The organism is Enterobacter sp. PGRG2 (assembly GCF_030291195.1).
Classification (GTDB): Bacteria; Pseudomonadota; Gammaproteobacteria; order Enterobacterales; family Enterobacteriaceae; genus Enterobacter_D.
In genome coordinates, this window is the sequence record NZ_CP127837.1 from 4321231 (window position 1) to 4338297 (window position 17067).

At 58.2% G+C, this 17067-nt stretch carries 14 protein-coding genes and 1 pseudogene; 3 read left to right on the plus strand and 12 right to left on the minus strand.

Going from position 1 to position 17067, the window contains the following annotated elements:
• Positions 1 to 73: 73 nt before the first annotated feature.
• On the minus strand, positions 74 to 3961 hold the full coding sequence (purL, locus tag QRD42_RS19225; RefSeq protein ID WP_321987877.1) for a phosphoribosylformylglycinamidine synthase: 3888 nt from the start codon (positions 3959 to 3961) through the stop codon (positions 74 to 76).
• A 266-nt stretch (positions 3962 to 4227) separates the two neighbouring features.
• Between purL and mltF the strand changes: the two genes are divergently transcribed.
• Positions 4228 to 5793 carry a membrane-bound lytic murein transglycosylase MltF gene (gene mltF, locus QRD42_RS19230; protein ID WP_321987878.1) on the plus strand — a complete coding sequence of 522 codons (1566 nt, stop codon included), beginning with the start codon at positions 4228 to 4230 and terminating at the stop codon, positions 5791 to 5793.
• On the opposite strand, the pseudogene tadA reads toward mltF, so the two are convergent.
• The 4 genes and pseudogenes from tadA to murQ all read right to left on the minus strand — a co-directional run bounded on the left by tadA (position 5790) and on the right by murQ (position 9261).
• Positions 5790 to 6327 (minus strand): annotated as a pseudogene (gene tadA / locus QRD42_RS19235) (tRNA adenosine(34) deaminase TadA). The gene mltF and the pseudogene tadA overlap by 4 nt on opposite strands.
• Before the next feature lie 26 nt (positions 6328 to 6353).
• Positions 6354 to 6989, minus strand: a complete 636-nt coding sequence (yfhb, locus tag QRD42_RS19240) for a phosphatidylglycerophosphatase C (protein WP_072569373.1) — start codon at positions 6987 to 6989, stop codon at positions 6354 to 6356.
• Between the two features lie 3 nt (positions 6990 to 6992).
• Positions 6993 to 8357 (minus strand): PTS transporter subunit EIIC, encoded by a 1365-nt coding sequence (locus tag QRD42_RS19245; RefSeq protein WP_318374041.1) that lies wholly within the window; start codon positions 8355 to 8357, stop codon positions 6993 to 6995.
• Positions 8358 to 8367: 10 nt separating this feature from the next.
• Positions 8368 to 9261, minus strand: a complete 894-nt coding sequence (gene murQ / locus QRD42_RS19250; protein ID WP_321987879.1) for an N-acetylmuramic acid 6-phosphate etherase — start codon at positions 9259 to 9261, stop codon at positions 8368 to 8370.
• Positions 9262 to 9379: 118 nt separating this feature from the next.
• Here murQ and QRD42_RS19255 point away from each other — a divergent pair, with 118 nt between their 5' ends.
• On the plus strand, positions 9380 to 10228 hold the full coding sequence (locus QRD42_RS19255; RefSeq protein ID WP_318362696.1) for a MurR/RpiR family transcriptional regulator: 849 nt from the start codon (positions 9380 to 9382) through the stop codon (positions 10226 to 10228).
• 56 nt (positions 10229 to 10284) lie between these two features.
• Positions 10285 to 10545 (plus strand): YfhL family 4Fe-4S dicluster ferredoxin, encoded by a 261-nt coding sequence (locus tag QRD42_RS19260; protein WP_318362695.1) that lies wholly within the window; start codon positions 10285 to 10287, stop codon positions 10543 to 10545.
• Here QRD42_RS19260 and acpS read toward each other — a convergent pair.
• The 7 genes from acpS to lepA form a co-directional block, all read right to left on the minus strand.
• Positions 10542 to 10922 carry a holo-ACP synthase gene (gene acpS / locus QRD42_RS19265; protein ID WP_321987880.1) on the minus strand — a complete coding sequence of 127 codons (381 nt, stop codon included), beginning with the start codon at positions 10920 to 10922 and terminating at the stop codon, positions 10542 to 10544. The two genes, QRD42_RS19260 and acpS, sit on opposite strands and share 4 nt — an antisense overlap.
• Positions 10922 to 11653, minus strand: a complete 732-nt coding sequence (gene pdxJ, locus QRD42_RS19270) for a pyridoxine 5'-phosphate synthase (protein ID WP_318374045.1) — start codon at positions 11651 to 11653, stop codon at positions 10922 to 10924. The genes acpS and pdxJ overlap by 1 nt, the downstream gene beginning before the upstream one ends.
• Positions 11654 to 11679: 26 nt before the next feature.
• Entirely contained in the window at positions 11680 to 12405 is a 726-nt protein-coding gene (gene recO / locus QRD42_RS19275; protein WP_072569380.1) for a DNA repair protein RecO, read from the minus strand.
• A gap of 6 nt (positions 12406 to 12411) precedes the next feature.
• The gene (gene era / locus QRD42_RS19280; RefSeq protein WP_072569381.1) at positions 12412 to 13320 is read right to left on the minus strand and encodes a GTPase Era; all 909 of its coding nucleotides are present in this window, start codon (positions 13318 to 13320) and stop codon (positions 12412 to 12414) included.
• On the minus strand, positions 13317 to 13997 hold the full coding sequence (gene rnc / locus QRD42_RS19285) for a ribonuclease III (RefSeq protein WP_072569507.1): 681 nt from the start codon (positions 13995 to 13997) through the stop codon (positions 13317 to 13319). The genes era and rnc overlap by 4 nt, the downstream gene beginning before the upstream one ends.
• 210 nt (positions 13998 to 14207) lie before the next feature.
• On the minus strand, positions 14208 to 15182 hold the full coding sequence (lepB, locus tag QRD42_RS19290) for a signal peptidase I (protein ID WP_072569382.1): 975 nt from the start codon (positions 15180 to 15182) through the stop codon (positions 14208 to 14210).
• A 14-nt stretch (positions 15183 to 15196) separates the two neighbouring features.
• A complete protein-coding gene (gene lepA, locus QRD42_RS19295; RefSeq protein WP_072569383.1) occupies positions 15197 to 16996 on the minus strand; it encodes a translation elongation factor 4 in 1800 nt (599 codons plus the stop codon).
• Positions 16997 to 17067: the final 71 nt, after the last annotated feature.

Here is a 17067-nt window from a genome sequence, read left to right on the forward strand (position 1 = left end):
CGAGTTAAGTGTCGCCAAAAAGAGACAGGAAAATGCACCACTGTCGGCTAAAACCGACAGTGGCGTGTGAGCATTATCCCAGTTGCTTACGGGCGTTACGGAAGATACGCATCCACGGGCTGTCCTCGCCCCAGTTTTCCGGATGCCAGGAGTTGCTGACGGTACGGAATACGCGTTCCGGGTGCGGCATCATCAGCGTTACGCGACCGTTTTCCGAGGTCACGGCGGTGATGCCATTCGGCGAGCCGTTCGGGTTAGCCGGATAGGTCTGCGTCACCCTGCCGGTGTTATCCACGAAACGCAGCGCCACCAGGCCTTTGCTTTCCAGCGCCGCCAGATGGGCGTCATCGCGCACTTCCACACGACCTTCCCCGTGAGAAACGGCAATCGGCATCTGCGAGCCGACCATCCCCTGCAACAGCAGAGACGGGCTTTGCGTCACTTCCACCAGGCTGAAGCGGGCTTCAAAACGGTCGGAGTGGTTACGCACAAAGCGCGGCCACAGATCGCTGCCAGGGATCAGTTCGCGCAGGTTGGACATCATCTGGCAACCGTTACATACCCCCAGCGCCAGCGTCTGCGGGCGATGGAAGAAGGTTTCGAAGGTGTCACGTACGCGGCTGTTGAACAGAATGGATTTCGCCCAGCCTTCCCCTGCCCCCAGCACGTCACCATAGGAGAAACCGCCGCACGCCACCAGCGCCTGGAAATCATCCAGACCGGTACGGCCCGCCAGCAGGTCGCTCATGTGCACGTCGATGGCGTCGAAACCGGCGCGGTGAAACGCCGCCGCCATTTCAACATGGGAGTTCACGCCCTGCTCGCGCAGTACCGCCACTTTCGGACGCGCGCCTGTCGCGATATATGGCGCGGCGATGTCCTCGTTGATGTCGAAGGAGAGCTTCACGTTCAGACCCGGATCGGCATCGTTGGCTTTTGCCTGGTGCTCCTGGTCGGCGCATTCCGGGTTATCGCGCAGACGCTGCATCTGCCAGGTGGTTTCTGCCCACCACATACGCAGCGTGGTACGGCTTTCGCTGAACACCGGCTGTTGCCCGGCGGTAAGCGTAAAGCGATCTCCCGTTACGGCCTTGCCCAGATAGTGCACGCAGTCCGCCAGACCGTGTTTGCTTAAAATGTTTTCCACCGACTCGCGGTCAGCGGCGCGGATCTGGATCACCGCGCCCAGCTCTTCGTTGAACAGCGCGGCCAGACGATCGTCCCCCAGCGCGGCAATATCGGCTTCAATGCCGCAGTGACCGGCAAAGGCCATCTCTGCCAGCGTCACCAGCAGGCCGCCGTCAGAGCGGTCGTGATAGGCCAGCAGCTGGCGTCCCGCCACCAGCGCCTGGATGGCATCGTAGAAGCCTTTCAGCTGCGCCACGTCGCGTACGTCCGCCGGTTTGTCGCCCAACTGACGATACACCTGCGCCAGCGCCGTTGCGCCCAGGGCATTGTGACCTTTACCCAGGTCGATCAGCAGCAGGGCGTTATCGTCGGTGGAGAGCTGCGGCGTGATGGTATGGCGCACGTCTTCCACGCGGGCAAAGGCGGTGATCACCAGCGACAGCGGCGAGGTCATTTCGCGCTGTTCGTTGCCGTCCTGCCAGCGGGTTTTCATCGACATGGAGTCTTTACCCACCGGGATGGTCAGGCCGAGCGCCGGGCAGAGTTCTTCGCCCACCGCTTTGACCGCTTCATACAGCCCGGCGTCTTCGCCAGGGTGGCCGGCTGCCGCCATCCAGTTAGCGGAGAGCTTAATGCGTTTGATGTCGCCAATTTGCGTGGCGGCGATGTTGGTCAGGGCTTCGCCGACCGCCAGACGGGCAGAGGCGGCAAAGTCCAGCAGCGCCACCGGCGCGCGTTCGCCCAGCGACATGGCTTCGCCATAGTAGCTGTCGAGGCTGGCGGTAGTCACGGCACAGTTCGCCACCGGCACCTGCCACGGCCCCACCATCTGATCGCGGGCCACCATACCGGTGACGCTGCGGTCGCCGATGGTGACAAGGAAGGTTTTTTCCGCCACCGCAGGAAGATGCAGCACACGGTTAACCGCCTCCGCCACGGTGATGCTCTGACGGTTAAAGGCCTCGCCTGCCGCTTTTTGCGTCTGCACCGTGCGGGTCATTTTCGGCGTTTTGCCCAGCAGCACGTCCAGCGGCATGTCGATAGGCTGATTGCCGAAGTGGCTGTCGGCAAGGCTTAAGTGCATCTCTTCGGTGGCTTCGCCGATCACCGCATAAGGGGCGCGCTCGCGACGGCACAGGGCATCGAACAGCGGTAACTGATCGGCGGCGACCGCCAGCACGTAACGCTCCTGGGATTCGTTACACCAGATTTCCAGCGGGCTCATGCCAGGCTCATCGCTGAGGATTTTGCGCAGATCGAACCGACCGCCGCGGTTGCCGTCGCTCACCAGTTCCGGCATGGCGTTGGACAGACCGCCCGCGCCGACGTCATGAATAAAGAGGATTGGGTTAGCCTCGCCAAGCTGCCAGCAGCGGTCGATCACTTCCTGGCAACGACGTTCCATTTCAGGGTTGTCGCGCTGTACGGAGGCAAAATCGAGATCCGCATCGGACTGGCCGGAGGCCATAGAGGACGCCGCGCCGCCGCCCAGACCGATGTTCATCGCCGGACCGCCCAGCACGATCAGTTTCGCGCCAACGTTGATCTCGCCTTTTTGCACATGATCGGCGCGAATGTTGCCGATCCCACCCGCCAGCATGATCGGCTTATGATAGCCGCGCAGCTCTTCGCCGTTGTGGCTGTTCACTTTTTCTTCATAGGTACGGAAGTAGCCGTTCAGCGCCGGGCGACCGAATTCGTTATTAAAGGCCGCGCCGCCAAGCGGGCCGTCGGTCATAATATCCAGCGCGGTAACGATGCGATCCGGCTTGCCGAAATCTTCTTCCCACGGCTGTTCAAAGCCCGGTATACGCAGGTTGGAAACGGAGAATCCCACCAGCCCGGCTTTCGGCTTCGCACCGCGCCCGGTGGCGCCTTCATCACGAATTTCACCGCCGGAGCCGGTTGCCGCGCCCGGCCACGGCGAGATCGCCGTCGGGTGGTTATGGGTTTCCACTTTCATCAGGATATGCGTCGGCTCCTGGTGGAAGTCGTAGCGCCCTTCTTCGTGGCTGGCGTAGAAACGCCCCACCTCTGAACCTTCCATCACGGCGGCGTTGTCTTTATAAGCCGACAAGACGTGATCCGGGGTCTGTTCAAAGGTGTTCTTGATCATTTTAAACAGCGATTTCGGCTGCTGTTCGCCGTCGATCACCCAGTCAGCGTTAAAGATTTTGTGACGGCAGTGTTCGGAGTTCGCCTGGGCGAACATATAGAGCTCGATGTCGTTCGGGTTGCGGCCCAGACGGGTAAAGGCATCGAACAGGTAGTCAATTTCGTCTTCCGCCAGCGCCAGCCCCAGACGGAGGTTGGCATCGTTCAGCGCCTGACGCCCCTGCCCCAGCATATCAACGCTGGAAACCGGCGCAGGCTGGTGATGGGCAAACAGCTGCTGCGCGTCATCAAGCGCCGCGAACACCGTTTCCATCATGCGGTCATGCAATTCGTCCGCCACGGACTGCCACTGTTCCGCGCTCAATTCAGCAGCGTCAACATAATACGCCACACCGCGCTCAAGGCGGCTGATCAGCGCCAGCCCGCAGTTGTGGGCGATATCGGTGGCTTTGGATGACCAGGGTGAAATGGTGCCGGGACGCGGCGTCACCAGGATCAGCTTGCCTGCCGGGGTATGGCTGGCGAGCGCCGGGCCGTATTGCAGCAGACGCGCCAGTTGGGCGTGTTCATCGGCAGTTAACGGGGCGGTGAGATCGGCAAAATGGACATACTCGGCGTAAATGTTGCTTACAGGAAGGTCGGCCGCCTGAAAACGCGCCAGCAATTTGTTGATACGGAAGGCAGACAGGGCAGGCGAACCACGCAGAATTTCCATCATAAGTCTCTCGTCTTTAGCGCGTCGGTGACGCTTTACGTATGCGCAAGGTGGGGAAAACGGGCACATTATAGAGAATAGTGAGCGCCGACGAAACCGTTTGCGTGGAAATAAAATCGGCGCATTTTTTGCGCCGCTGCGCCTGCCGCTTTGCGAATTAGTTGCCAACTGCCTTATTGTTAAGCAAAATGCCGCTCATCCTTCATCACGCATTATTGTTATCAGGGCAGCATCTACTCAGGACTCGCGCGGCGCAGAGAATTAACTAATTGAAAAAATTAAAGCTTAATTATCTGCTTATCGGCATCGTTACCCTGCTGCTGGCAGCGGCGCTGTGGCCTTCCATTCCCTGGTCAACTAAAGCCGAAAACCGCATCGCCGCCATCCAGGCGCGCGGTGAGCTGCGCGTCAGTACCATTGTCTCCCCGCTGACCTGGTCTTCTGTGGAAGACAAACCTTCCGGTCTGGATTACGAACTGGCGCAGCAGTTTGCCGATTATCTGGGCGTGACGCTGAAAGTGACGGTGCGCCAGAATATCAGCCAGCTGTTTGACGATCTCGATCATGACCGCGCCGATATGCTGGCCGCCGGGCTGGTGTATAACAGCGAGCGCGTGCGTAATTATCAGGCCGGGCCAATCTACTATTCCGTCTCGCAACAGCTGGTGTACCGGGTGGGCAGCTATCGCCCGCGCTCGCTCGCGGAAGTGAACGCCTCGCAGCTGACCATTGCGCCGGGGCATGTCGCCATCAACGATTTGCAGGCGCTGAAAGCGCAGAAATTCCCGGATCTGAGCTGGACGGTGGATGAAAAACTTGGCACCAGCGCCCTGCTGCAACAGGTGGCGGACGGTAAGCTGGCGTACACAGTGGCGGATTCTGTCGCCATCAGCCTGTTCCAGCGGGTGCATCCGGAACTGGCGGTGGCGCTGGATATCAGCGATGAGCAGCCGGTAACCTGGTTTACTCACAAAGACAGCGACAACACCCTGTCTGCGGCGATGCTCGATTTCTTTAACGATATCAATGAAGACGGTACCCTGGCGCGGCTGGAGGAGAAGTATCTCGGCCACGGCGAGGGCTTTGACTATGTCGATACCCGCTTCTTCCTGCGGGCGGTGGACAATGTGCTGCCGGAACTGCAGCCGCTGTTTGAGAAATACGCGCAGAATATTGACTGGCGGCTGCTGGCGGCAATTTCGTATCAGGAATCCCACTGGGACACCCAGGCCACCTCGCCCACCGGCGTGCGCGGCTTAATGATGCTGACCAAAAATACTGCCCAGAGCCTTGGCCTGAGCGATCGTACCGATGCTGAGCAGAGCATCAGCGGCGGCGCGCGCTATTTGCAGGACATGATGGGCAAAGTGCCGGAGACGGTGCCGGAAGAAGAGCGTATCTGGTTTGCGCTGGCGGCCTATAACATGGGTTACGCGCACATGCTGGACGCCCGCGCGCTGACCGCCCGCACCAAAGGCAATCCGGACAGCTGGTCTGATGTTAAGCAACGCCTGCCCTTACTGAGCCAGAAGCCCTGGTACAGCAAGCTGACCTACGGCTATGCGCGGGGTCACGAGGCCTATGCCTATGTGGAGAATATCCGTAAGTATCAGATAAGCCTGGTGGGGTATTTGCAGGAGAAAGAGAAACAGGCGGCGGAGGCATTGCGTCTGGCGCAAAGCTATCCGATCGTGGAGATGGAGGAACTGGATGCGCCTCAAGAAGGCGTGCTGCCTTTCAGCGCGTTTTCCCCGGCGGAGGTGCTGGGCCATTCCCCGCTGGTGCTACCTCAGGCTCCGGCGCAGCTGCCGCCGGTGCAAAAACCCGCGCCTTAGCGCGCGTCTGTCGCGCCCTTTTTCAACGCTTTTTTCTCGGCCCGCCGCGCCCGGAAAAAGGCGCTCAGCATACCGGCGCACTCCTCGCCAAGAATGCCTTCCATAATCTCCACCCGGTGATTCATACCCGGATGGTGCAGCACGTCGATAAGGGATCCTGCCGCGCCGGTTTTCGCATCCCGCGCGCCGAAGATCAGCCGCCCGATGCGGCTGTGCACCATTGCGCCTGCGCACATCACGCACGGCTCCAGCGTCACATAGAGCGTGGTATCCAGCAGACGGTAGTTTTGCTGTACCAGCCCGCCCTGCCGTAGCGCCATAATTTCGGCGTGGGCGGTGGGATCGTGACGGCCAATGGGCCGGTTCCAGCCTTCGCCAATCACCTGATTATTGTGCACCAGCACCGCGCCGACCGGTACTTCCCCTTCATCCCAGGCGCGCTGAGCAAGCGTAAGCGCATGGCGCATCCAGTATTCGTGGGTCAATTCAGCGTCGGACAAGTTATAGCACTCCAGTGATAAAAGCGGGGCGCATTATACACAGTCGCTATGTATCAGGCACTATTCGAGTTGCTGGAGTTCGCCGCGCGGCGTAACGCGCCAGCGATGCTGGCAGAAGTAAAGCAGGGGGTTGTCCTGTTTGCTGTCGCTGTAACCGCTGTACAGCCGCAGCGGCGTGCCGATTTTGCGCTCCAGCTGCACCACTTTTTCATGGCCGAGGCAGCGCATGGTCAGCACCCAGCCGCCGTAACGGCGATGGACCTGGCTTGCGATCAGATTGACGCGCGGCAGCCAGGGGGTATCGAAATAGACCTGCTCCACCAGCGGCTGCGGCGAACCGGTGATCAGCCAGATGTCGGCGTCGGAGGCGGCAAGATAGTTGGTAAGACGGTCCTGCACCACGGGGAACGCGGTGACTTTGGTGCGAAACCAGGCGACAAACTCCTTTTCCAGCTGTTTCAGGCGCGCTTCGCTGTGCCCCCAGGTACAGCCCCATAACAGCAGACTCATCGGCCAGCGCGCGGCGCGTCCTTTGATCAGTAACGCGCCGCCGATAATGGGCAGCAACGGCAGAACGAGCAGCGCATTCAGTGGCTGACGACGCAACATGTAACGCAAGAAGGTACCAAACATATCCTGCTGATGCAGTGTGCCATCCAGGTCAAAAAAAACGACACGACGCTCGCTGTTAGCCAAACCTTACTCCTCTGGATCGTTGAACCCTAAAAGCCAGGTAAAGAGGAACCCGGCAATAACCGCCACTAAATAGCCTAACAGATAGAGCACGACTTTTCCGGTCACTATCGTTAATGCCAGCGGTAAACCGGAAATTCCGAAGGTGATCACTGTCGCCACTTTAAAGTAGCTGATCAGCGCCCCGCCCACGGCACCGCCCAGACAAGCCCCGAGGAATGGCTTGCCGAGCGGCAGGGTGACGCCAAAAATCAGCGGTTCGCCAATACCCAGCAAACCTACCGGCAGCGCCCCTTTACAGAGCTTTTTCAGGCGGCTGTTACGGGTTTTCATCAGCACCGCGATAGCCGCGCCCACCTGACCTACGCCCGCCATAGAGAGGATCGGCAACAGCGCGTTATAGCCGTGGGCCTGCACCAGTTCGACGTGGATCGGCACCAGCCCCTGATGCAGCCCGGTCAGCACCAGCGGCAGGAATGTCCCGGCCATGATCGCGCCCACCAGGAAACCGCCGCGATCGATAGCCCAGGACGCACCGTGGGCGATGGCTTCGGAGATCCAGCCGCCAAGCGGTTGCAGCGCCACTATGGCAATCGCGCCGGTGATGAGCGTGGTCAGCAGCGGGTTAAGGATCAGCTCAATAGAGCCGGGAAGCAGCGCGCGCAGGCGCTTTTCGATCCAGCACATCAGCGCCACCACCAGCAGCACGGCGATCACCCCGCCGCGTCCCGGCTGGAGCTGTTCCCCGAACAGGGTAATTTGCGCCAGCTGCGGGCTGGACAAAATCCCCGCCATGACGCCGCCCATTGCAAGCGATCCGCCGAACACTTTCGCGGTATTCACCCCCACCAGGATGTTCATGATGGCAAACACCGCGCTGCCGAAAATCGCCAGCAGACCGAGCAGGTTGGGATACTGGGTCGCCACGTCGCCAACAATATCCGGGCGCTTAAGAATATTAATGATGCCGGTGATAAGCCCCGAGGCGATAAAGGCCGGAATAAGCGGAATGAAAACGTTCGCCAGCATGCGCAGCGCATCGCTCATCGGCGCTTTGTATTTGCTTTTGGCCTGAGCTTTGTTGCGCTCAACGTCGTCGGTCACCGGCGTATCGCCTTTATCACCCATCAGCGCTTTCATAGCATCCACTACCTGCGCGGCCCGGCCAGGCCCGACAATCAGTTGGTGCTGCTCCCCCTGCTTCACGTAGCCGCTGACGCCGGGGAGCTGTTTTAAGCCGGCAATATCCAGCAGCGCATCGTCGTGCACTTCGACGCGCACCCGCGTCATACAATTTTCCAGACGCGAAATATTCTGCTGCCCGCCAATGCCCCGCAGGATCTCACTGGCCAGCGTTGTGGTTTTATCCATACCCGCCTCGTTAATTTTCTAATGCTGCGCGTAAAAAGCCCTGGTGCGCCGCGAGTTTTGCCCGCGCGGCGGCGGCATCCAGCCCGCTGAGGATCATCAGGATCGCCGGTTTGACGTCATAGTCGGTTTGTTTGAGGATCGCTTCGGCTTCGCTGCGTTCTGCGCCCGTGGCTTCCACCACCATGCGGCAGGCGCGATCCACCAGTTTGACGTTAGTGGCCTTCATATCCACCATCAGGTTCTGATAGACCTTGCCGAACTTCACCATCGCACCAGTGGAGATCATATTCAGCACCAGTTTTTGCGCGGTGCCGGATTTCAGGCGCGTGGAGCCGGTCAGCGCTTCCGGCCCGACCACCGGGGAGATGGCAATATCGGCGATCTGCGCGATCGGCGAGCCGGGATTACAGGAGATCGCCACCGTAGTACAGCCGAGGGTACGGGCATACTTCAGCCCGCCGATAACATAAGGCGTGCGCCCGGAGGCGGCCAGCCCGACCACCAGATCCTCTGCCTTCAGGGTCAGCGCCTGTAAATCGCCCTCCCCCAGCAGCGGATCGTCTTCCGCGCCTTCCACCGCTTTAAGCAGCGCCCCCGGCCCGCCGGCAATCAGCCCGACCACCAGCCCATGCGGTACGCCAAAGGTGGGCGGACACTCGGAGGCATCCAGTACCCCCAGCCGCCCGCTGGTGCCCGCGCCCATATAAATAATCCGCCCGCCGGACTTCAGGGCGGTGGCGGCGGCATCCACCGCTTTCGCCACCTCGGGTAATGTTTCTTTCACTGCCAGGGCGACCAGCGTATCCTGTTGATTAAAACGGTTAACCAGTTCGATGGTCGACAAGGCATCTAAATCCATTGTCTGTGAATTGCGTGTTTCTGATACCAGTAAGCCAAGATTCATATTTCGACCTCAAGAATTTTTTATTCACTTTAACCGCGGCATGATGGAATATTATATTCATTCATGCGAGCGGAATGTGTAATTTGCAACCATTGTCACATTTTGTCGGGGAGAGCCTATGAACTGTTTGATTCGCATCCGTCAGCGCTACCCTGGGCTGGCGCAGAGCGATAAGAAGCTGGCGGATTTTATTCTGGCGCAGCCGGACGTGGCCCGTCACCTTAGCTCGCAGCAGTTAGCCAGCGAAGCCGGCGTCAGCCAGTCCAGCGTGGTGAAATTCTCTCAGAAGCTCGGCTTTAAAGGGTTTCCGGCGCTGAAGCTGGCGATAAGCGAAGCGCTGGTCAGCCATCCAAACCCGCAGGCCGTGCCGCTGCATAATCGGATCCGCGGCGACGATCCGCTGCGTCTGGTGGGCGAGAAACTTATCCAGGACAATGTGAACGCCATGCATGCGACCCTGGACGTGAACAGCGAAGAGAAACTTCAGGAGAGCGTGCAGCTGCTGCGCGGCGCGCGGCGTATTGTGCTTACCGGGATCGGCGCATCCGGACTGGTGGCGCGGAATTTTGGCTGGAAGCTGCTAAAGATTGGCTTTAACGCGGTGGTGGAGCAGGATATGCACGCGCTGCTGGCAACGGTACAGGCGCTGGGGCCGGGTGATGTGCTGGTGGCGGTGTCCTATTCCGGCGAGCGGCGGGAAATCAATCTGGCGGCGGATGAAACCTTTCGCGTCGGCGGCAGGATCCTTGCCATTACCGGCTTTACGCCGAACACGCTGCAACAGCGAGCTTCCCACTGTCTGTACACCATTGCCGAGGAACAGGCGACGCGCAGCGCAGCCATCTCCTCCTCCAGCGCGCAGATGATGCTAACCGATCTGCTGTTTATGGCGCTGGTGCAGCAGGATATTGAACACGCGCCGGAGCGTATTCGTCACAGTGAAGCACTGGTAAAAAAACTGGTCTGAGCAGAAATTGGGCGTATAATGCCCGCCCTGTTTGTGTTGTTTCTGAGATTTTCCTGATGGCGCTGTTGATCACCAAAAAATGCATAAATTGCGATATGTGCGAACCAGAGTGTCCGAACGAGGCCATTTCGATGGGCGACAGCATTTATGAAATCAACAGCGATCGCTGCACCGAGTGTGTGGGCCACTACGAAACGCCCACCTGTCAGAAGGTGTGCCCGATCCCGAATACCATCTTAAAAGATCCGGCACATAGCGAAAATAACGAACAGCTGTGGGATAAGTTCGTGATGCTGCATCACGCTGATAAAATCTAGCTTTCGATAATCACCGTCGCACAGGCGTAGTGGCGCTCATCCGCCAGCGTAACGTGCATCGATCTGACGCCCATCTTTTCTGCCAGCTTCTGCGCCTCGCCCCATAACCGCAGGCTCGGCTTGCCCAGTTCGTCGTTGTACACTTCAAACTGATTAAAGGCCAGCCCGTTGCGAATGCCTGTGCCGAAGGCCTTTGCCGCCGCCTCTTTTACCGCAAAGCGTTTCGCCAGAAAGCGTACCGGCTGCTGATGCGAAGCCCAGATGGCCCACTCGTTTTCCGCCAGCACGCGTCGTGCCAGGCGATCGCCGCTACGGGCGATCACCGCTTCGATACGGGCGATTTCGACAATATCCGTCCCTAATCCCAGGATCGCCATTAGCGACGCGCTTCCAGCATCAGACGTTTCATTTCGCTGACCGCCTCTCTCAGCCCGCTCATCACCGCGCGACCAATAATCGCGTGACCGATATTCAGTTCGTGCATTTCCGGCAGGGCGGCGATGGCTTTCACGTTATGATAGGTCAGACCGTGTCCGGCGTTCACTTTCAGGCCGAGGCTGGCGGCATAGGTTGCGGCTTTCGCGATGCGCTCCAGTTCCTTTGCCTGCGCGGCTTCGTCTTCCGCATCGGCGTAGCAGCCGGTGTGGATTTCGATGTAGGGCGCGCCCACGTCCGCAGCGGCTTTGATTTGCGCTTCATCGGCGTCGATAAACAGTGAGACCAGGATGCCCGCATCAGCAAGACGTTTGCAGGCTGCGCGCATTTTTTCACGCTGACCGGCGACGTCCAGCCCGCCCTCGGTGGTCACTTCCTGACGCTTTTCCGGCACCAGGCAGCAAAAATGCGGACGGGTGTCACAGGCAATGTCCAGCATCTCATCGGTAACGGCCATTTCCAGATTCATGCGCGTATCCAGCGTCTGGCGCAGGATCTTCACGTCGCGATCGGTAATATGCCGACGATCCTCGCGCAGATGCACGGTAATACCATCCGCGCCCGCCTGTTCAGCGATAAACGCGGCCTGCACCGGATCCGGGTACGCCGTGCCGCGCGCATTACGCAATGTGGCAATGTGATCGATGTTAACGCCTAACAGTAATTCAGCCATGACAGTCCTCGTATGACATGTTCATTTTATTGGGGATCGGGTGCCGCGCGCTTAGGAATGAACTGACGAAACAGTTCGCGACTTTTTAGCGGCTTACCGCCAAGGTACGGCTTTAAGGCCATGCGGGTAAAGCGTTTCGCGGCCTTCAGCGTGTCGGCATCAGGAAACTCGCGCTCCGCCAGCGCCCGCAGATGACGTCCGGTAAAGGTGCGGTTATCCAGCACGACACTGGCGATAAACCCTTTCTCTTCGCGATAGCGGTAGGTCATGGTGTCTTCCACCACGTCGCCGCTGCCCGCGCAGTGCAGGAAATCGATGCCGTACCCCAGGTGACTGAGCAACGCCAGTTCAAAGCGGCGCAGAATGGCCTCCGGCGAACCGTTGACGCCCGCCAGCGCCTGGATACAGTGCAGGTATTCAAAGAAGAGTTCAGAGAAGCGCGTCTCGTGCTCCAGCACGCGCGAAATCAGCTCGTTGATATACAGACCGCTGTAAAGGGAAATTCCGCTTAAAGGCAGCGCCAGGGAGACGGCTTCGGCGCTGCGCAGCGTTTTGACGTTGCCGCGTCCGCCAAAGCGGAGCAGCAGAGGGGTAAAGGGTTGTAGCGCGCCTTTAAGGCTGGAGCGTTTAGAGCGTGCGCCTTTTGCAACAAGACGCACGCGACCGGATTCTTCCGTGAAGACGTCCAGCATGAGACTGGTTTCGCTCCAGGGACGACTATGCAGGACGAAAGCGCGCTGCCAGCCTTCCATAAGGGCTTACTTCAGATCGTCGGTGTAACCGAGACTACGCAGGGCGCGCTCGTCATCGGCCCAGCCGGATTTAACCTTCACCCACAGTTCCAGGTGCACGGGGGCTTCGAACATGTCCTGCATGTCCTTGCGGGCTTCAATACCAATGGTTTTGATTTTCGCGCCCTTGTTGCCGATCACCATTTTCTTCTGCCCTTCGCGCTCGACGAGGATCAGACCATTGATGTCGTAACCACCGCGCTCGTTGGTGACAAATTGCTCGATTTCTACCGTTACCGAGTAAGGCAGCTCTGCGCCGAGGAAACGCATCAGTTTTTCACGGATGATTTCAGACGCCATAAAGCGCTGGGAGCGATCGGTTATATACTCTTCCGGGAAGTGATGGATCGCTTCCGGCAGATGCTTACGCACAATCCCTGCCACGGTATCAACGTTCATACCGGTTTCCGCAGACATCGGCACGATGTCGAGGAAGTTCATCTGGCTTGCCAGGAACTGCAGATGCGGCAGCAGATCGGCTTTCTCCTGCACGTTGTCCACTTTGTTCACCGCAAGGATCACCGGCGCGCGGGCATCACGCAGTTTGTTCAGCACCATCTCGTCGTCCGGCGTCCAGCGCGTGCCTTCCACCACGAAAATAACCAGCTCTACGTCGCCGATGGAGCTGCTTGCCGCTTTGTTCATCAGACGGTTAATGGCGCGTTTTTCTTCCATGTGCAGACCCGGGGTATCCACGTAGATAGCCTGATACGGCCCTTCGGTGTGGATGCCCACGATACGGTGACGGGTGGTCTGCGCTTTACGGGAAGTAATAGAAATCTTCTGCCCGAGCAGATTGTTCAGCAGAGTGGATTTGCCAACGTTGGGACGGCCCACGATGGCAATAAATCCGCAGTATGTTTTTTCTTCGCTCATTCCAGCTCCAGTTTTTTAAGCGCCTGTTCGGCGGCGGCCTGCTCTGCCTTACGGCGGCTGGAACCTGTGCCTACCACCGGTTCGCTCAGACCACTTACCTGGCAGTGGATAGTAAATTCTTGATCGTGGGCTTCACCACGCACCTGCACCACCAGATAAGACGGCAGCGGCAGATGACGCCCCTGCAGGTATTCCTGCAAACGCGTTTTCGGATCTTTTTGTTTATCGCCCGGACTGATTTCATCCAGACGGCTTTGATACCAGTTGAGGATCAATCTTTCGACGTTATGAATATCGCTGTCGAGGAAAATGCCGCCAATCAGCGCTTCAACGGTATCGGCAAGGATAGACTCACGGCGAAAACCGCCGCTTTTCAGCTCGCCCGGCCCGAGGCGCAGGCATTCGCCGAGTTCAAATTCGCGGGCGATCTCAGCCAGGGTATTGCCGCGCACCAGCGTGGCGCGCATGCGGCTCATATCGCCTTCGTCCACGCGTGGAAAACGGTGATACAGCGCATTGGCGATCACAAAGCTTAAAATCGAGTCACCCAAAAATTCGAGACGTTCATTGTGCTTGCTGCTGGCACTGCGATGGGTTAATGCCTGCTGCAACAATTCCTGATGATGAAAAGTGTAGCCCAGCTTCCGTTGAAGCCGATTAATTACGATGGGATTCATGCGATACCAGATAAAATAATGCGTAAAAAATACAGCACACGAAACCGACCTGAGCAAACCAACGCGGTTTCGTGTGCCGTGGCACCTTGCAGCACCAACCTTAAACTTCGGGGGAATATTCTATACACAACGGCGGGGTATGTCGTTAACGGAATAGATTTATCAGAGAAATAATTTGGGTTGCAGCCATGACGACTGCAACCCGACAAATTAATGAATGCCGCCGATGCGACTGAAACGCACGCCGGTTGGCCATTCACCTTCTTGTTTCTCAAAACTCATCCAGATCGCCGTCGCGCGCCCTACCAGATTCGCTTCCGGCACAAAGCCCCAGTAACGGCTGTCCGCGCTGTTATCGCGGTTATCACCCATCATGAAGTAGTGTCCCGGCGGCACGATCCAGGTGGCCAGTTGCTGACCCGGCTGCTGGTAATACATCCCCAGCTGATCCTGCGCGATTGGCACCATCAGAATACGGTGCGTCACATCGCCCAGCGTCTCTTTACGCTCGTTAAGGCGAATACCGTTGTCACGGGTTTCCCCTTTCGGCAGCGCGAAGAAACCGCTGCTCGCCTCACCGCCGTTTTTACGGCCGAAGGTCTGCACAAAATCGCCCGGCTCAACGTTGGAGTAAGTGATCGGCAGCGCGCTTTCGCATGCCTGACCAGAACGACAGCCTGGTTGTACCGTCACCTGCTTGGTCACCGGATCGTAGCTCACCTTGTCACCCGGTAAGCCCACGACGCGTTTGATGTAATCAAGGCGCGGATCGTCCGGGTATTTGAATACGGCGATATCGCCGCGTTTCGGGTGACCCGTTTCAATCAAGGTGTGCTGGTAAATTGGATCTTTGATCCCATAGGCGAATTTCTCCACCAGAATGAAATCGCCGATCAGCAGCGTTGGCATCATGGAGCCAGACGGGATCTGGAATGGCTCGTAAATGAAGGAACGCACCACCAGTACAATGGCCAGCACGGGGAAAACCGATGCCCCGGTTTCCAGCCAGCCCGGTTTCGGGCTGACTTTTTTCAGCGTTTTCGGATCGATTGCATCGCCGGTGGCCGCCTGCGCCGCCGCCTGGCGTTCACGGCGCTTTGGTGCAAAGATAAATTTATCCACACACCATAACAGCCCGGTCACCAGCGTCGCGATCACCAGGATCAGGGCAAACATATTCGCCATGCCAACTCCTTAATTTATTTGCTGTCTTTGCCTACATGCAGAATGGCGAGGAAAGCTTCCTGTGGCAGCTCGACGTTACCGACCTGTTTCATACGCTTCTTACCGTCTTTCTGTTTTTGCAGCAGCTTTTTCTTACGGCTGACGTCGCCGCCGTAGCATTTCGCCAGTACGTTTTTACGCAGCTGTTTCACCGTTGAACGGGCGATAACATGGTTGCCAATGGCGGCCTGGATCGCGATGTCAAATTGCTGACGCGGGATCAGATCTTTCATTTTTTCCACCAGCTCACGTCCACGGTACTGGGAGTTATCGCGGTGGGTGATCAGCGCCAGCGCATCGACGCGTTCGTTGTTGATCAGGACATCCACGCGCACCATGTCAGAGGCCTGGAAGCGTTTGAAGTTGTAATCCAGCGACGCATAGCCGCGGGAGGTGGACTTCAGGCGATCGAAGAAGTCGAGCACCACTTCCGCCATCGGAATTTCATAGGTCAGCGCCACCTGCTTACCGTGGTAAACCATGTTGGTCTGCACGCCACGTTTCTCAATACACAGCGTGATGACGTTACCGAGATATTCCTGCGGCAGCAGCATGTGACATTCGGCGATCGGCTCGCGCAGCTCTTCGATGTTATTCAGCGGCGGCAGCTTGGACGGGCTGTCGACGTAAATCGTTTCTTTCGAGGTGGTTTGCACTTCGTAAACTACCGTCGGCGCGGTGGTGATCAGCTCCAGATCGTATTCACGTTCCAGACGCTCCTGAATGATCTCCATGTGCAGCAGGCCAAGGAAGCCGCAGCGGAAACCAAAGCCCAGCGCCGTAGAACTTTCCGGCTCATAGAACAGGGAGGCATCGTTGAGGCTGAGTTTACCCAGCGCATCGCGGAAGTTTTCGTAGTCGTCAGAGCTGATCGGGAACAGACCGGCGTAAACCTGCGGCTTCACCTTTTTAAAGCCAGGCAACGCTTTGTCTGCCGGGTTACGCGCCAGCGTCAGGGTATCGCCCACCGGCGCGCCCAGGATGTCTTTAATGGCGCAAACCAGCCAGCCTACTTCACCGCAGTTCAGTTCGGTACGGTCGATCTGTTTCGGGGTGAAAATGCCCAGACGATCGGCGTTGTAGACCTGGCCGGTGCTCATCACTTTAATTTTGTCGCCCTTACGCAGGGTGCCGTTTTTCACACGGATCAGCGAGACCACGCCCAGGTAGTTATCGAACCAGGAGTCAATGATCAGCGCCTGCAGCGGTGCGTCCGGGTCGCCTTGCGGGCCAGGAATTTCCTTCACCAGGCGCTCCAGCACGTCACCCACGCCCACGCCGGTTTTCGCTGAACAGCGCACGGCGTCGGTGGCATCAATGCCGACGATGTCTTCAATCTCTTCCGCCACGCGCTCAGGATCGGCGGCCGGCAGGTCGATTTTATTAAGCACCGGTACGACTTCAAGATCCATTTCCAGTGCGGTATAGCAGTTCGCCAGCGTCTGGGCTTCGACGCCCTGACCGGCATCCACCACCAGCAGCGCGCCTTCGCAGGCGGCAAGGGAGCGGGAGACTTCATAGGAGAAGTCAACGTGGCCGGGGGTGTCGATAAAGTTCAGCTGATAGGTTTCGCCGTCTGATGCTTTGTAATCGAGCGTAACGCTTTGCGCTTTAATAGTAATGCCGCGTTCGCGCTCAAGATCCATAGAATCAAGCACCTGGGCTGCCATTTCGCGATCGGACAGGCCGCCGCAAAGCTGGATAATACGGTCAGACAGCGTCGACTTACCGTGGTCAATGTGAGCGATGATCGAAAAGTTGCGTATGTTCTTCATATATGGAGATTTTATGCCTTACGGAAACTAAGAGGCCGCTGTACTGAGCCCACGTCTGTTGTCTGAAACGC

What these genes read in the sequence shown, in the direction of transcription:
- purL (WP_321987877.1), bottom strand. Translation starts at nt 3,961, where the DNA reads ATGATGGAAATTCTGCGTGGTTCGCCTGCCCTGTCTGCCTTCCGTATC.
- QRD42_RS19245 (WP_318374041.1), bottom strand. Translation starts at nt 8,357, where the DNA reads ATGGATAAAACCACAACGCTGGCCAGTGAGATCCTGCGGGGCATTGGC.
- murQ (WP_321987879.1), bottom strand. Translation starts at nt 9,261, where the DNA reads ATGAATCTTGGCTTACTGGTATCAGAAACACGCAATTCACAGACAATG.
- QRD42_RS19255 (WP_318362696.1), top strand. Translation starts at nt 9,380, where the DNA reads ATGAACTGTTTGATTCGCATCCGTCAGCGCTACCCTGGGCTGGCGCAG.
- QRD42_RS19260 (WP_318362695.1), top strand. Translation starts at nt 10,285, where the DNA reads ATGGCGCTGTTGATCACCAAAAAATGCATAAATTGCGATATGTGCGAA.
- acpS (WP_321987880.1), bottom strand. Translation starts at nt 10,922, where the DNA reads ATGGCGATCCTGGGATTAGGGACGGATATTGTCGAAATCGCCCGTATC.
- pdxJ (WP_318374045.1), bottom strand. Translation starts at nt 11,653, where the DNA reads ATGGCTGAATTACTGTTAGGCGTTAACATCGATCACATTGCCACATTG.
- recO (WP_072569380.1), bottom strand. Translation starts at nt 12,405, where the DNA reads ATGGAAGGCTGGCAGCGCGCTTTCGTCCTGCATAGTCGTCCCTGGAGC.
- era (WP_072569381.1), bottom strand. Translation starts at nt 13,320, where the DNA reads ATGAGCGAAGAAAAAACATACTGCGGATTTATTGCCATCGTGGGCCGT.
- rnc (WP_072569507.1), bottom strand. Translation starts at nt 13,997, where the DNA reads ATGAATCCCATCGTAATTAATCGGCTTCAACGGAAGCTGGGCTACACT.
- lepB (WP_072569382.1), bottom strand. Translation starts at nt 15,182, where the DNA reads ATGGCGAATATGTTTGCCCTGATCCTGGTGATCGCGACGCTGGTGACC.
- lepA (WP_072569383.1), bottom strand. Translation starts at nt 16,996, where the DNA reads ATGAAGAACATACGCAACTTTTCGATCATCGCTCACATTGACCACGGT.